Origin of the sequence: Acinetobacter puyangensis, from assembly GCF_900096995.1 — a bacterium.
GTDB lineage: Bacteria > Pseudomonadota > Gammaproteobacteria > Pseudomonadales > Moraxellaceae > Acinetobacter > Acinetobacter puyangensis.
On record NZ_OANT01000008.1, the window covers coordinates 107,270 to 123,103 of the forward strand.

Genomic DNA, 15,834 nt, shown 5'->3' on the forward strand with positions numbered 1-15,834 from the left:
GCAATCTTTACATTTTTCGTTATTATCGCAGCCCTTGGTGAGGTGTCCGAGTGGCTGAAGGAGCACGCCTGGAAAGTGTGTATACGTTTGCGCGTATCGAGGGTTCGAATCCCTCTCTCACCGCCAAGATTCATTCCAAAGATGTCCGGTGGAATACGAAAAGGCTTAAGCTGCAAAGGTTTAAGCCTTTTTTGTTGTCTCATGCTATCGGATGATATCTATTGCAATCCTGCTATAGTTGGGGGTATAAATGGGGGTACATATTGATCCCCCCATTTTTTGTACCCCCAAATCTTCTCCAGGATATGTAGTCATGCTCACAGATGCCAAAGTCAGAAAGATCAAACCATCAGAAAAGAAAACCCGTTATGCTGATGAAAAAGGCATGTATTTGGAGGTTACACCATCAGGTGGTATGTATTGGCGTATGAAATTTCGTCTTAATGGCAAAGAGAATATTTTTAGTATTGGCATATACCCTGAAACCACACTTGCACAGGCAAGAAGGATTCGAGATGAAGCACGGTTACAAATAAAAGATGGAGTTAATCCAAATGAAGCGAAAAAACAAAAGAAACAGCAAGTAGATGAAAATCTCCTCTTTAAAGCTCTTGCAATGGAATGGATGGAAGACCGTAAGGCAGTGATAAAAGAGGCTACTTATTTACGTGATTTATCTGTATTTGAAAAAGACCTGTTTCCTTTTATTGGGCAAACTCCAATAGACCAGCTCAAAGGTAAAGATATTCTTGCTTGTGCGAAAAGAATTGAGGAACGTGGTGCTCAAGAAATGGCTAAACGCTCAATCCCTCTGGCTGGACGTATCTTTCGCTTTGCGATACGAAAGGGCATCATTGAAAATGATCCGACACCTCATCTTCAGGAAGCCTTAAAGCCACGTAAAGTAAAACATATGGCAAGACTTGATATCTCTGAATTCCCAGCTTTTATTGAGCGCATGGATCGCTATCACGGTAATATTATTATCAAATCTGCATTACAACTGATGACACTTACATTTGTCAGAACAGCAGAACTAAGATTAATGGAGTGGGAAGAAATCAATTTTGAAGAGAAATTATGGCGTATCCCTGCCGATAAAATGAAAATGGCTTTACCCCATATCGTACCACTGTCCACTCAAGCTATTGAAATTGTTGAGGCATTGAAACCAATTACAGGGCACAAGCAATATGTGTTCTATAATCATAGTACAGCTAAACCGATGAGCAGTAATGCGCTTTTATGCGCAATTCGTACAATGGGATATAACGGGAAGATGACCGGACACGGTTTTCGTGGACTGGCTTCAACAACACTTCACGAACAAGGCTATATGCATGATGCGATAGAAATCCAGCTTGCACACAGGGTAGGTAATGCCGTTTCTCAAGCCTATAATCATGCGCAGCATCTAGAATATCGTATCAAGATGATGCAGGAATGGTCTAATTTTATTGATGGATTGAGGAGTAAAGTGATTTCATTTCCTAAACAAAAAATTGTATAAAATTTTTAGTAGAATAATATAAAGAACAACCAGCCGCTATGTCTAAGGAAGCTTAATTAAATTAACATAACTGATTCTGGTTTTGTATATCATGCAATTGTATATGAAGTCTATAATTTAAAGGGTATATCTAATAATTAGTCACAAAGTATTCCAGTAAAAATTCAAATTTGATATATTCTTAAGCTAACCCTGATCTTTGATCAAAGGATTTACATAGTGATGTAGATGAAAGTTTATTTTAGTAGAAATTTATCATGACCTTAGATATTAAAGGTGGTTTAAAAAATACTCCTCCTAGTGTAAACAGATATGTTGTTATTGAGGAGTTGCTAGCTAACGCTATTGATTCGTATTTAATACGTAGAAATGAAGACTTAAATCCTCCCAAGCTTTCTATCACTTTTGAAATAGAGTTTTATCAGAAATCATTATTTGAAGATGACGAATATGATTTGGCTATTTCTTGCTTGGATAATGGAGCAGGATTTGGTAATGCACAAGTCAAAGCTTTTATTACGAAAGATTCAACATTTAAAGATTACTTACAGATAGAAGGGCTTGGGAAATGTAAGGGTGCAGGAAGAATCCAGTTCTTTCATTACTTTGAATCATTAAATATCGATAGTAATTATTTAGATACAAAAATTTTAAAACGTAGAAAACTATCTATAAACTCAGAAACGATAGAAGTTTCAGAATCACAATTCAATCAATATGATGTTGAATCTCAAGATATACATACAAAAATTACTCTTAAAGGTATCAAACAGAACGCATTTAAAAACTTTAGCGATATATCTATTCGTAACGATTTTTCAGCACTTTCAATTAAAAATTATATTTTAACAGCATTTCTTCAGCGTTTTCTTCTTTTAAAAGATATAGTTGGAGAGTTTTCTATTGTTTTTAATGAAAATAATAATAATAAAAAATCTTCCTTTGAAATTTCTTCTATGGACTTACCCACTCCTGTAGATACTAAAACAATATATATAAAATGTTCGCATAGTAATTCTATTAAACCAAAATATAATCTAAAAATTACAAGGTATTCAATTACTTCATCTGAAAATATTAATTTACAACACGAAATTGCCCTCTGTGCAAATTCTGCAATAGTTTATTCTCTAACAAAAAAATTTTTCCGTACAGCATCTGATATAAAAAAACCTATTGATGGTCAATTTGAATTGATCCTAGTAGAAAGTGAATTTCTTGAAGGCAAAGTGAATCAGCAACGTGATGGGTTCAATATTCCAAAAGACTGTGGGAATGGTGAAGATCTTATTGATGAAATTTCAATGCAAGATCTCATTGAATCTCTAGAAGACTATGTCTATTTAATTTTAACTCCAAAAGATTTTGATAAGAATTCTTTAATAATCTCTACTCAGGAGAGATTTGGTATATCTCGGACAATGCTTGAAGAAACTAACATTAAAATTCACTACAGTGATACTGAAGAAAATATTGCCAAACGTGTTTTAAAAAAACTTCAAGATGAGATTGTCAAAGACACATCAAACTTATTTGATATAAAACAGGAGGTACTAGAATTAGACCCTCGTAGTGAAGATTTTAGAACAAAAATTAACGATCTTTCTTGGAAATACACAAGTACCCTCAAAAAAATGGATATGGCTAACTTATCTCAACTTGTGGTTCGCCGTTCCTCTATGATTGAAGTATTACGAAAGGCTGTAAAGCTTATGCTTGCTTGTCAAGATAAATCCTCTTGTGTCCGACGTGAAGATGAAAGAATAATTCATAATATTTTTTTTCCGACTGGAAAAAATAATACTGAAAGCATAGATCATGATATTTGGATATTAAATGAGGAATACCATTATTTTGAGCATATAGCCTCAGATAAACCACTTTCATCATTTACATTTAAAGGTAATAAAAAATTATTTGAATCAGACATTGATGAAAGTTTGGAAGCTTTATTCAAAAAAAATAATCAAGACCATTCTAAAAAACGGCCTGATATTGCAATTTTCAATGAAGAAGGTTCTGCTATTATTATTGAATTTAAAGCCCCTAATGAACCTCTTCAAGATCATATTCCTGATTTAGTCCAGTATTCTAGACTTCTGGCAGCAAAATCTGGTGGGAGAATAAAAAAATTTTACGGTTACTTGATTGGTAATACATTAGATGAATCAAGAATGCCAACGCATTATGAGAGGTTTCCTAGTGGTGATGGATATTTTAACACGAGCCCTATCATTAATCCTGAAACAAGGGCACCATACGGTGAATTATACTCTGAAATTCTTTTCTATGATCAGTTTATAGATCGAGCAGAAAAAAGACTAAATATTTATAAGAAAAAATTAAATATTGAGTTTTAGTCTGCATAGTACCTAAATAGAACCAAAATGATTAAAACAACTCCTATTAAATAACTTCAAACAATAGCAAGTTCAATTGAGGTGATAGTAAAAGGAGGGCAAAATTCTAGTACAATTTGGCTGTAATTGGATCATAAGTCACTTGTGTAATAGTTTCATCCTTAATTTTTTCGACAATTTCATCAATGATATTTATTGGCACCAAAAACCACTCTTTAGGTTTTACTGGGTTTCCGAATCTATCATCAATAGTAATATCAAGTTGAGCTGATTGTAGAACTTTATGAATAAGTTTTTCTAACCTATGCGGAACAAGATTTTCAGGGAGAGAATACGTTGCCACAATTTCAACATCAGCTAATAAATATGTAGCATCTTTACGAGCTTCCTTAATACGTTTATTGACTTTCCCTGTAGTAACACCAATTTTATGGATAATATTTTTATTTTTCTTGATATAAGGGTGATCAGAAAGACTTTGTAATACATAAATTGAGCCACTTTTAATCTCAATTTCATTTTTTAGTTGAGGCAGATTTCCTGGATCAAATAATGGGCCTGTATGATTCGCAACTAATATACGTCTTCCGGCTACATCTTCATTTAAGGCTTTTTTTAATGACCGCATTAACAAATTACTTTCAGTTCCATTGGAATAGATTGTTCTTAGTCGTGCATCATTTTCACCATTAGGGGCCTTAAAATATTCACCTATTTCTGCAACGTAGACAATTTGTCCATCCACAATAAACCAATCATGTAATTCGATACTTGCATCTTTACCAAATGGCTTTGTAATCCGTAGTCCATTTTCTAGTTCTTTGGAGATTTGATCAAATATCCCTTTGAATACATCGAAGTCTGCACATGCTTTTCGAGTCGCTGTTAATTCATTTGCTTCACGTTCTTTTTGTGATCTAACATGTTGTAGTGCCATAATATTATCTTTACTTTCAACTTCAATCCCTAATTCAGAAAGTAAGTCATCATCCTCTAATTCAGACATATCAGATGGTGTGGAAGTAGTGCTATTTAATAGATCATGTTGATCAAAGTGCTCTAGAAGAGATATGGCTTCAGGCAATTTTCTAAGTTGATCAAGCCTAACAGCATAAAGGCGTTCAAAAATATCAGCATCATTTGAGTTTGATGGAACTCTTTGGTTTTTTTCATAGAATTGAATAATTTCCTCAAACCCAGAGATCAAACGTTCTTCTTTGGCTGTATAGGTCACCTGTTCTACTGGTGCTATATCTATACCTAATTCTGATAGTAAATCGTCATCAGAAATATCAGCCATAAAATTTACCTTTTTAACCTAATAGTTCGAACTTATCGAGATGGGTCACAACAGATCTCATTGCAGAGTTCTGCTTAATTTTTCCAAGACGAGATGCATATAGTTTTTCGAAAATATCTGCATCATCATTAAGGGATGGAACGCGTTGATGAGTTTCATAGAAAATATTAATTTCTTCAAAACCAGAAATCAGACGTTCTTCTAACGGACTTAGAACCTTCGCAGATTTTAACTCAAGTTCGATTTCTAGTTCATCTAAAATTTGTTCATCTGAAAGTCGTTTCATTGCTTATTATCCACTGTCAAATACTAGCTTTCGCTTTTTCTTGTGCCTTAAATCTTGTAAAAGCAGCAACACCTTCCGCCATTCTTTTTTCCCAAGCATCTTGAGAATTCATATCTGGTAAACGACCACGTTCTTTTTTAAATTGCACTGCACGAATTGCTAAGTCTTTTGCCTCTACAGGGCTTAGATTGATGCGCTTAGCAGAAATATGAGCTTGGACTTGACGCAGTGTAGCCTCATCCATTGCCTTTGAAAGTACAGCATAAGCTGATTCAAATGGGTTGATATGATCGATTAAGTCAATATCGAGATCTCTGACATTTATAAACCTTTTTACGCCTTGAATAAAGGCTAAATTTGATTCAGGTTTGTTATCAGGATCTGTAAATTGGGGAGTAGTGCCACCAAGCGTTTCCTGTGCTTGTTCAAGTTCTTTCTTTGCTTGTTGAATTAAGTTGAAAGCTGCAATTGCATGCTGACGAACAGCTTCTTGGTCTTCGGTTTCTAACTCTGGATATTTTTCCTGAACAATTTTACCCAATGCCAATTGTGTTAGCTCTTCTGGAACAATATTTTCTTGGTCGAATAAGCCTCGTTCGATTGCTGATTTATTCTGTACAAAAGCTGTGATGATCTCATTCAAATCTTCCTTGCAGATTCGATTAGCTTCTTCAGATGCGGGTTTTTTAAGGCCATTAATTTCAACATGGACTTGTCCTGTTTTATCATTAATACCTATATTACTTTTTCCTTTTTGATAACCGTCTTCACCATAATCAAAGCCATCTAAAGCACCTTGATCTTTGGGCGTGAACTCAAAACGAGGGGCAAGTACTTGTTCCATCAATAGACTTGCAGCAATCGCTTTTAGCATGTCATTGACAGCCTCAACTACAAGCTTTTCTGAAGCATCTGGTTCAGCAATTAAATTGGTAAATTTAGCACGATATTTACCTTCGGCATCACGTGTAGCACGACCAATAATTTGCACAATCTCCGTCAAACTACTGCGATAACCAATAGTGAGAGCATGTTCACACCAGATCCAGTCAAATCCTTCTTTGGCCATACCTAAGGCAATAATGATATCAACATGGTCACGATTAAAACGTTGCTTTGGATCTTTGAGTGCTGTTAATACTTTGGAACGCTTAGCTGCATCACTATCATCTACAAGGTCTGCAACTTTTAGAGTACGTTTGTTACCAGATTTGGTTGTGATTTCGACTAAATGAAATCCTGTCTCATCATCTACGCCTTTCCACGTGCCTAGCTCATCCATGATATGTTCAACTTCAAGATGTTTACCAATTTTGGTACTTTCTTTAGAGTTGACGTTTGGGATATGGATAATCGTTTTTAGGCTAGGATCTAATACTTTCATTACAGCATCGGTATATTTTCCTGTATAGAAGAAATAACCAATATCCAGTGCTTTTAAATAGCTATAACCATTTAATTGCTCATAGTAAGTATAAGTAACAGTCTCAAATTTATTTTCATCAGTTGGAGAGAGTACAGCTTCTGAATCACCCCTAAAATATGAACCTGTCATTGCCACAATATGAGCTTTATCACGTTCAATAAATTGGCCTAATTGATTACCCAATTTATTATCAGGATTGCTGCTTACATGGTGGAACTCATCAATTGCTATAAGCCGATTGTCAAAAACTTCTACACCGAGTTCTTCCACTGCAAAACGAAAAGTTGCATGTGTACAAACTAATACTTTGTCATCACTCGTTAGGAATTCACCGACAGCCTTTACCTTTGACTTAGCAACTTTTTCATCATCGGCATTTGGAGCATTGCATAAGTTCCAGTGTGGTTGTACTTTCCAATCTGCCCAGAAACCGGACTTAGTCAGTTCTTCATCTGCGAAGCTACTGCCAATAGAACGTTCAGGAACGACAATTAAAGCTTGTTGAATACCTTGATGGGCTAATTTGTCTAGGGCAATGAACATCAATGCACGTGATTTACCAGAAGCAGGTGGAGACTTAATTAATAAGTATTGTTCTCCCCGTTTTTCAAAGGCACGTTCTTGCATAGGTCGCATGCCTAGCTCATTTGCTTTGTTTGATACCCCTGTGCAAGCAGTTTTGATAGAAACAGCAGGAACAGTCCGTTTATTTGTTGGATTTTCTGAAGTTGTCATGCTTATTTCTTTCCTACTTGTTTTGAAGTCATTTCGGTATACATTGAAAATAGTTTCTCAAGACGCTCTGTATCATTCTTAAAGCGACGGCCAATATAAATACGTTCTAGAACTTCATCATTTTGCTCATGAGCAGCACGTAAGTTTTCGGGCATTTTTTCTGGATCGTAAAGGTCTGCAATCGTTGCAGGGAAATGTGCTTCCCGTGCCAACAAAATATTTTCAGCACAACGGATTAAATCTGCTTTATTTTTTTCTGTTAACTTAGGGAGTGGAAAAGTGTTCCAACCCAAAGTATTAGAGTATGAAAAGCTAAGTCCCAATCTAACGCAAACAGTACCTATCCATATCCAGTGCAATCTGGACGCAATTAGTGAAATACACCATATTGGAGCATCGTATAAAGCAAAATTTCTGTCCCCTATTACAGAACTATTATCTAAAAGACCAACAGGTAAATATGGTCGATTTTCTGAACTTACTCGGGGGGTGACAATTACAGTTTTTTTAGCTAGTCTTGGCGTTTTAAACTGATGTGATCTTATAGCTAGACTTCTTGCATAGGCATCTCTACTAGCAAGTCTCGCACTTTTTACTAGCTCAATTCTTTGATTGATTCTAACGATGTTTTTAGCTTCTTCTAAATCAGTATCTTCAATCCAAATACAGTATCTTGTCTCACCATTAATGAACTCTTTCGAGCCATAAAATGGTTTTATGAATTTTTTTCTTTCTAATTTGGATAGATTCAAGTCGCTCAACTCACTTGAATCTAATGTTAAAAATCCTCCATCATCGGCTTTATTGCCAAAATCCATGACTGGTAAGGAATTCAGAGGTTTCATTGCTTTATCAATAATAACTGTATCGCTAGCTACTAAATAAGGATTTATATTTGTTACTGTTTTACAATTAACTACATTAGTATCATCAACTTCATATAAAAATTTGAGCTTCTTTTGTTCATTTGTAATACCTACGATTACAACAATTACTCCAGCATTATGAGAGGCAAGATTAGCCCATTTAAAAGATTTATATGCAAATGAAATCTGGAATTTCTTTTCATAAATTGAAGGCCATAAGAATGGAACTTGTTGTCCCTGACAAATGCTATTAGTTGCAACAAAAGCAATATTACAGGCATACTTTGTTGAAGCTCCATAATGAGCTGCTTTCATAAACCAGCCTGCGACATAGTCCAAAGCTTTCCAGTTTTTCGTAGTATTGGAGAAGACTAATTCTAAATCTTCTTTTTGTGCTTTACTTTGCCATGTTGATCCTAAATATGGAGGATTTCCACATATATATATTTCCCCCCCTTCATATTCAAAATTGAACTCTGGTTGATTAAGCGGAGTTTCAAATAAATCATCTGCTAAAATTTTGACAGTACTATCAAAAGGTGGAAATATTTCTAACCAATCTAAACGCAGAGCATTCCCACAAATAATCCAGTTTTCTTTAGATAGTGGTAACACTGTCTGTAAAGCTTCAATTTGACCACAATACTGAACATTTGACTGGTATTCAGCAATCACTAATGCCAATCTTGCAATTTCCGCAGGGAAACTATTAATTTCAATACCACGGAAATTAGTTAGAGGAATATCTGTAGCACGACCATTCTCACCACGTAGTTCATTAATTTTATTTTCAATTTTACGGAGTTGTTTATAAGCAATAACAAGAAAATTTCCAGAGCCGCATGCTGGATCAAATACACGTATACGTGCAATTCGTTTACGTAAGTTTAAGAGTTTTAGAGGACTTTCCTTAGCAGCTTCTAATTGTTCATTTAAATCATCAAGGAATAAAGGGTTTAAGACCTTTAAGATGTTTGGCACACTAGTATAGTGCATTCCCAATGAACCACGCTCGCCATCATCGGTAACAGCCTGAATCATTGAGCCAAAAATATCAGGGTTGATTTCTTGCCAATTTAGCTTTCCAGCATGTAATAAATAAGTACGGGCAATTTTGGAAAATTTAGGAACTTCTGTACTACCAGAGAATAGGCCGCCATTTACATACGGGAATTTTCTCGCCCAAACAGGAAATTTTGTTTGCTCACGTTGAGGATGATCCACATTCATCGCATGGAATAACGTACTAATGACTTCATGCGTGTTACTTGAGTCACGTTCCGACATTTGTTCTATTGTCTGAGTAAAAATTCCACTTGGCTGGAAAATTTCAGTATCTTCTGCAAAGAAACAAAAAATTAAACGTGCCATGAAATGGTTCATGTCTTGGCGACGTTCCTCAGTCGCCCAGTCTGGATTTTCTTTTAATAATTCGATGTAGAGTTTATTTAAACGTCCCGTTGCACGTACATCAATCGGGTTATCTTTAATTTCCCGAATAGTTGAGATGCCTGCTAGTGGTAAGAAAAACCCAAAATGTTCTGCAAACTTAGAAAACTCAGAACTAATGGTTTCCCCAGAAATAAGGTCTTCAGCTTGTAAGTTGAGGCCATCCGTTACCAGAATAAATTTAGCTTTTGCTTTCTCAGTTGCCTTGCTTTCTCGTAGTGTGTTCAAAGTCTTGGTGACTAAGTCCTGATCACATACAGCTATATGAATATAATTTCTTTGCAGAACACCGTTCTGAATATCAGAAGAATTACTTTGACCAGCACGTAATTTTTTTATAGTTGTTTCTTTATTGCCAAAAGCTCTTAAAAAGTCATAAGCAAATTCTTGAGCATCAAACGGCTTTTCTGCAAGTTCGGATACGGCTGCTTCAATTTCAACGGCATTCATTAGGTAAATGGATTATACAAAAAGATGTTTGAGATATTAGCAGATAAATATCATTTTTTTTAAGTGACTTCTCCGAAAGACCAATAATTGAGGCAGCATTTTAAATAGAATAATTTTTAAAGAGTATACCGCGTGAAGTAATTAAGTAAACATGAGAAAAAACATCCAGATTCTCAATTGACTAACTTCCCCCATAAATTTATCATTCCCTTACTGGCCTACATTGCCAGTCGGTTTTAGCAGACCGATTCACACGAGAGCATAAAAAGGCTTACAGCCTTTTTTTGTTTACCCTGTCGTACCCCTCTGCGGTGGAACGGGAGGGGGACGCCTTCGTGCGTGCTGGGTACTTGTGTGACCAGTCTGCTAACCCTCTTTCGTTCTGCCACCATCATTTAGCAGTGATAGGTAGAACTTGTTTAACACACAAGGTGCTTTATCATGCAATTTTCTTCACCCTCTTTTATCAAAAAATCAGTTCAGCTATTGGCTGTTGCTGCACTATTTTCCACCTCAAGCCTTTATGCTGCCAGCATCACCGTAAAAGTTAAAAATAACATTCAATGGAGTGAAGAAGCTGCTTTTTTTCCAACCAATAAAGGCAACATTTCTATCTATGCTGTTGATCTAACCCCGAAGCAATATCAAAACCTCAAATCCGTTAAAAAAGGCGATTGTATTCAGATCACCGCCAAAGACCAAAAGCTTGAAAGCTATGAAGGGATTACTACCATCATGGAATTTCAGAATGCCAAAAAAGTAACCTGTAAATAAAGGTTTGCTTTCTTTTACTTTAACTTTTTTAGTTATGGTTGCGTCAGTATGTTGATACTTTTGGTCTGAATACTATCCAGCGCTTTATTTTATTGGGGTTTGTTTAGCCATGGGGCTGGATGATTGATCTATTACATCCAGAATTAATGACATGAATCATATCTAAAAAAATAATAACGAACGGAGTAACAATGAAAATTTATTTATCTGCCCTGTCACTGGTATTACTGGGAATGTCAGTTGCTGGTTGTACGAGCAAATCTGAACGTGAATTTGTTAAAGGCTGCAAAATGGGTGGTGCGGATAGCTCTACCTGTGAATGTGTCTATGAAAAAATTGAAGATAAATATGGTGCAGATCGACTGGAAGAAAAGTTTTATATCATTAGCCAAACAGCGGAATTTCAAAATGAAATTGTACGATATGGCATGCAATGTATGAAGGAGTAGGCTTATGCGTATTCTTGCAGGCATTCTGGTTGTGGTGATTGTTGTGGCATTTCTAGGTTTACCGTTTATTGGTTTTATGATTCTGGTCGGTCTATTTATGCTGCTGGTGAATTTTGCTGTAGGTGGGGATAAAAAATGAAAGACAACATTAAAGCATGGGTGATTGGTGGTTATTTTATTATTGGGTTCTTCTTTGCAGTGTATCAGCATTTCTGGGGACAGTATAACGATAAGTCCTTTATGTTTAATTTAGGTCAAGGTCTTGTATGGCCTGCTGTGATGTTTCCATCGGTAGGTAAATTTATCGGTGGTGTACTGATTTTACTCATCATCGGTACGCTGATTTTACGTTCCAAATAATTCACAAATTTATATTCTCCTCAAGGAAAAACTGATGAAAAAATTAATCACAGCAACACTTCTTATCATTGCAGCGACACCAGCAATCTGTGCAGCTCAAGTACCTTTTAAAATTAATCAAAAAACTGGTTTTATTACCTATGGTAGTTGTCATATGGATTCATGCTCATGGGCAAAGGCCGTTTCAACTTCAATTATCCAAAATACGCCTAATCAAGTCATTTTAGATGTGCGAATTCTGGGTGGGGATTCGCCGAATGTTTCCAATGCCTCGAAAAAAATTTCATGGGCTAAGAAACCTCATAAAATCACGCTTGTTTGTTCATACCAACAACCCTCAATAAGTGTGGGTGGTCAGTTAGATGTGTTACCTTTAAATGACTTTGGCGTTCCTCGAGTTCTGGAAAGTAGTGCCAATCTATATTTTGCCTATTGTCATTCATTTAACGGTGAGATAGATGATGGAATTAAAAAGTATGGTTATCAAGTTCAACCTTACTAGTAAAACGGCTGGCATTGTCTGGGATAATCAATAAAGGCAATGCTAGCCCAACTCAATAACCTATCAAACAGATTGAATTAGACTAATGGTCATCGCTGAAGGCAAAGACCAAGCCCGTAGTACGAGCGAGTAAAATCGGCAATGGTGGTTCAATATGAGGTGAAGTTGTACGTTTACAAAAACAGAAAGTCTGCTGGGTGGGTAGTGATTTTTAAATTTGTGTTTGGTAGTCTTACATCTTGTCCTTAGGCTTTTATTAGCACTGTGATCAAACTACTTGCCAATTAATTTAATTTTTCTGGCTCAGTGGACTTTAACTAAAATAAAACATGTTTGATGTAATTAATAAAAAATATTTAAGATATTTGCGAAAAGTATCGGAATTGGTTGCAAAACAACCAATATATTTCAATCGCTACAGTCTGGCCTGAAGTGTATTGCAAATTATTGAAACAACTAAACTAATTCAGTTGCTTCGCATAAGGCGTATTATGTTAATTTTAGATAAACTTCATTTAGTGAGATAAAAATGCAAAATAAAATTTTCTATTCTTGGCAATCTGATTGTCCATCTAATACGAATAGAAATTTGATCAATACCGCTTTAGAGAAAGCTATAGAATCGTTACAAAAAGATGATACTACTACTATTAATCCTGTTATGGATAGAGATACTTTAGGGGTGTCAGGTTCTCCTGATATTGTTCATTCTATATTCTCCAAAATAGATAATACTTTTGCCTTTGTATGCGATGTTTCAATTATTGATCCGACTTCATCTCGTCCTGCACCAAATCCAAATGTACTAGTGGAACTTGGTTATGCAGTAAAAACGCTCGGTTGGAATCGAATTATTATGGTCATGAATACTGAATACGGAGAACCAGATAAGCTTCCTTTTGATCTCAAATCAAAGCGTGTATTAACTTATAGACTTTCTGCGACTGAAGAAGAAAAAGCACCTATTAGAAATAGTCTTGCAAAAACTTTTGCAACTGCATTAAAAATGATTTTTGACCACCATCATTCTAGTTCTCCTTCTCAAACTGTATTAGAAAAACCAGAAGTTATTAACTTTCGTGAGTCCGATCGTAAACTATTTGATGAACTTAAAGAGACGCTTCCTTTTAAAGGGAGTATTAGCTTTATTGATGAGCAAAATATGGCTGGGTTTTCATGGCCATCTTCTTCTTTAGATCAATTAGATAATTTTTATAATAATTGGGTAGATGCTGAACATGAATTTATTGACCCTGAACTCGAAGAGTTGAGATCCAAACTCTATAATTTAATTGGTAACTACCTTGGCCAAATTGCTGTTAATACTTTTCCAGCTAACAACCCAAATCGACAGACAGTTCCTCCAGAATGGGAAGAGAATAACCCAAAACATTTTTTTGAGGTGGTTAAGAACCTACATGAAACTGCTGGGCAAATTGTAAAAATGCATCAAGATCTTATCAGGTTAGGTCGGCAGAAGATGGATCATTAAAATAATCGCCATTTAACATAATGGTGCTTATCCGAAATAAACAACTTGTTACTTGGTTTACTATACCACACCAATATTTTTCAAAACAATCTTGTTCTGTATTTCACTCAACAAAAAATAAAGGGAGCCACCTCCCTCTATTTATCCTCCCGTTGTGCAATCTTAACTTCCAGCCAGTCATAGATTTCCTGTGATACCCAGCCAATACGGATTTCTGTTAAACGTACTGGTTTGGGGAAACTGGCATCATAATACGGTGATGTGGGTTTGATCATCTCATAAATAGTAGAACGACTCAGCGCAGTCACTTCAATCACAGTTTTGATGTTAAAGATACGGTATTGATATTCAGTTGATGGGTTCATGTTGTTACTCCAAATTGTTAATCGAGAGCGGTTTCTCTCGATACAAGTCGGTGTTCTGTATTTTTTAACATTGGAAAGTCGCTAAGGTTTAATTCACTGCCTTGACACTTTGCCGTAATCCCTGTTTTAACTGCATCACAGGATTAAGCTCGGCATGTGTACTACTATTTTGTGTTTTGGCGTTATGCTTTTGTCCTTCCACATGTGGATGGTCTGCCTGCTCAATCATCTCAGGATAAAACTCCTCGGCAATCTGCATGCCTTCATCCTCCTGTAGTTCAAATACCGCATTGTTAAAACCCACTCTGGCAATATAATCCAGTGCATCCTGTTCAAAGCCTGCGGCTTTACTTTGCTGATCCAGTTCTTTTGCCATCTGAATGGCATCTTTTAAATTGATCCCGTCACGCAAGGTTAAATCCACGTAATACACCGGAGTACGATAACTCTGGGTGGTGGATTTTCCTCTTAAGGTCAATTGCAATGGTAAACACGACAAGAGCCCACAGGATGCCGCATGGTAGTAACTAAGCCGTGCTGCTAAAGTGCGGATACTGTTATAGCCCGTGGTACGAAATATAAAAGTACCTAACTCATCACTGTCATCCAGATTGACATGTAAACGGCCATAAGGTTTACATTGTCCGCCCTGTGCCAAAGGACATAAATCAGGTGATGGACACGGCAGTTGTTCAACACCCTGTTGGGTAAGTCGCTGGCAGGTTTCTCCATTACCGACACAGACCGGTCGTCCCGTTTGTCGGTCAAACAAGGTGTATTCTGCTCTTAAATTTAGTTCGGGATCATTAAAGATCATGCGTACCGGAATACTTCTAAGTTTGCCATTTTGTGCTTTGGCTCGAAGCTGTTCATCCAGTGGATGTTTCACCCAGCCGTCCTTGTTTTGGATTTGACTGGTAATCGTGAATTGATCATCCTTTTCAGGTAATCGTTTGCCGTTCTTTTCGACTATTTTACCGATACTGATACGCCCCAATATTGGTGGGGTAATTGCTAAACCTTTAATCATGATGATGGTCCTTGATTGCATTTGTTTACGGTTTTCCCATATCCATTGAATGCACGGCTCCCTCAACCACAACAATTGATGAAATAAAAAAATTGAGGTTGTTGCGTATAAGTATTGAGGTACGGGAGACATGAATGTGCGATATGCAAGAATGCAAAGCTGCGCCAACGCCCTTTCTTCATAATTGAAGGAGGGGCAAATGGAGGTGGCTTTGCAGATATTTGAAATTTGGGAAATAAAACAGTTAAAGTTGGAAGTAGTAAAAAATGTACAATGGGTAAAAATAGATGCTTTATGCCTTTGCAGGATAAACATTAAAACGTCGACTACCCTGACGTTGCTGTGGATACTGTTGCAGTAGTTCAGGCTTTTCCTGTAACGCAGCCTTTTGATCCAGTACAATGCTATCTCTGGATTTTTTCCATGTCACACTGCCTTTACTAAAAATAGCCCGTTCGGCATCTTTCATTAAGGCTTGAA

General features: G+C 36.3%; 14 protein-coding genes, 1 tRNA gene and 1 pseudogene. 9 read left to right on the plus strand and 7 right to left on the minus strand.

Features of this window, described 5'->3' with window-relative positions; translation table 11 throughout:
- The first annotated feature begins 36 nt into the window (after window positions 1–36).
- From CRO21_RS13840 to CRO21_RS13850, 3 genes are all read left to right on the plus strand, one after another.
- Window positions 37–126 (plus strand) — tRNA-Ser (locus tag CRO21_RS13840).
- A gap of 187 nt (window positions 127–313) precedes the next feature.
- Window positions 314–1,510, plus strand: a complete 1,197-nt coding sequence (locus tag CRO21_RS13845) for a tyrosine-type recombinase/integrase (protein WP_097079906.1) — start codon at window positions 314–316, stop codon at window positions 1,508–1,510.
- A gap of 257 nt (window positions 1,511–1,767) precedes the next feature.
- Complete coding sequence (locus CRO21_RS13850) at window positions 1,768–3,870, plus strand: VRR-NUC domain-containing protein (protein WP_097079907.1); 2,103 nt, start codon at window positions 1,768–1,770, stop codon at window positions 3,868–3,870.
- A 106-nt stretch (window positions 3,871–3,976) separates the two neighbouring features.
- Here the strand turns inward: CRO21_RS13850 and CRO21_RS13855 are convergent, their stop codons facing one another.
- From CRO21_RS13855 to CRO21_RS13870, 4 genes are read right to left on the minus strand one after another with little or no spacing between them, the layout of a single operon-like run.
- Window positions 3,977–5,170, minus strand: a complete 1,194-nt coding sequence (locus CRO21_RS13855; RefSeq protein ID WP_097079908.1) for a GIY-YIG nuclease family protein — start codon at window positions 5,168–5,170, stop codon at window positions 3,977–3,979.
- Window positions 5,171–5,183: 13 nt separating this feature from the next.
- Complete coding sequence (locus CRO21_RS13860) at window positions 5,184–5,456, minus strand: hypothetical protein (RefSeq protein ID WP_097079909.1); 273 nt, start codon at window positions 5,454–5,456, stop codon at window positions 5,184–5,186.
- 16 nt (window positions 5,457–5,472) lie between these two features.
- The gene (locus CRO21_RS13865; protein WP_097079910.1) at window positions 5,473–7,617 is read right to left on the minus strand and encodes a DEAD/DEAH box helicase; all 2,145 of its coding nucleotides are present in this window, start codon (window positions 7,615–7,617) and stop codon (window positions 5,473–5,475) included.
- Window positions 7,618–7,619: 2 nt separating this feature from the next.
- On the minus strand, window positions 7,620–10,382 hold the full coding sequence (locus tag CRO21_RS13870) for a class I SAM-dependent DNA methyltransferase (protein ID WP_097079911.1): 2,763 nt from the start codon (window positions 10,380–10,382) through the stop codon (window positions 7,620–7,622).
- 441 nt (window positions 10,383–10,823) lie between these two features.
- On the opposite strand from CRO21_RS13870, the gene CRO21_RS13875 reads away from it, so the two are divergent.
- From CRO21_RS13875 to CRO21_RS13895, 6 genes are all read left to right on the plus strand, one after another.
- Complete coding sequence (locus tag CRO21_RS13875) at window positions 10,824–11,156, plus strand: hypothetical protein (RefSeq protein WP_097079912.1); 333 nt, start codon at window positions 10,824–10,826, stop codon at window positions 11,154–11,156.
- 191 nt (window positions 11,157–11,347) lie between these two features.
- The gene (locus CRO21_RS13880) at window positions 11,348–11,605 is read left to right on the plus strand and encodes a hypothetical protein (RefSeq protein WP_097079913.1); all 258 of its coding nucleotides are present in this window, start codon (window positions 11,348–11,350) and stop codon (window positions 11,603–11,605) included.
- Window positions 11,606–11,609: 4 nt separating this feature from the next.
- Window positions 11,610–11,744: a hypothetical protein gene (locus tag CRO21_RS17815; protein ID WP_265734866.1), complete on the plus strand. Its 135-nt coding sequence runs from the start codon at window positions 11,610–11,612 to the stop codon at window positions 11,742–11,744.
- Window positions 11,741–11,965, plus strand: a complete 225-nt coding sequence (locus CRO21_RS13885) for a hypothetical protein (RefSeq protein ID WP_097079543.1) — start codon at window positions 11,741–11,743, stop codon at window positions 11,963–11,965. The genes CRO21_RS17815 and CRO21_RS13885 overlap by 4 nt, the downstream gene beginning before the upstream one ends.
- 34 nt (window positions 11,966–11,999) lie before the next feature.
- The gene (locus CRO21_RS13890; protein WP_097079914.1) at window positions 12,000–12,467 is read left to right on the plus strand and encodes a hypothetical protein; all 468 of its coding nucleotides are present in this window, start codon (window positions 12,000–12,002) and stop codon (window positions 12,465–12,467) included.
- 529 nt (window positions 12,468–12,996) lie between these two features.
- Window positions 12,997–13,959 (plus strand): hypothetical protein, encoded by a 963-nt coding sequence (locus CRO21_RS13895; protein ID WP_097079915.1) that lies wholly within the window; start codon window positions 12,997–12,999, stop codon window positions 13,957–13,959.
- A gap of 137 nt (window positions 13,960–14,096) precedes the next feature.
- On the opposite strand, the gene CRO21_RS13900 is transcribed toward CRO21_RS13895, so the two are convergent.
- The 3 genes and pseudogenes from CRO21_RS13900 to CRO21_RS13910 form a co-directional block, all read right to left on the minus strand.
- Window positions 14,097–14,324, minus strand: coding sequence for an AlpA family phage regulatory protein (locus CRO21_RS13900; RefSeq protein WP_097079916.1), 228 nt, complete (start codon window positions 14,322–14,324; stop codon window positions 14,097–14,099).
- An 88-nt stretch (window positions 14,325–14,412) separates the two neighbouring features.
- Complete coding sequence (locus CRO21_RS13905) at window positions 14,413–15,354, minus strand: recombination directionality factor (protein ID WP_097079917.1); 942 nt, start codon at window positions 15,352–15,354, stop codon at window positions 14,413–14,415.
- A 292-nt stretch (window positions 15,355–15,646) separates the two neighbouring features.
- A pseudogene (locus CRO21_RS13910) lies at window positions 15,647–15,834 on the minus strand (YqaJ viral recombinase family protein); the annotation flags it as partial.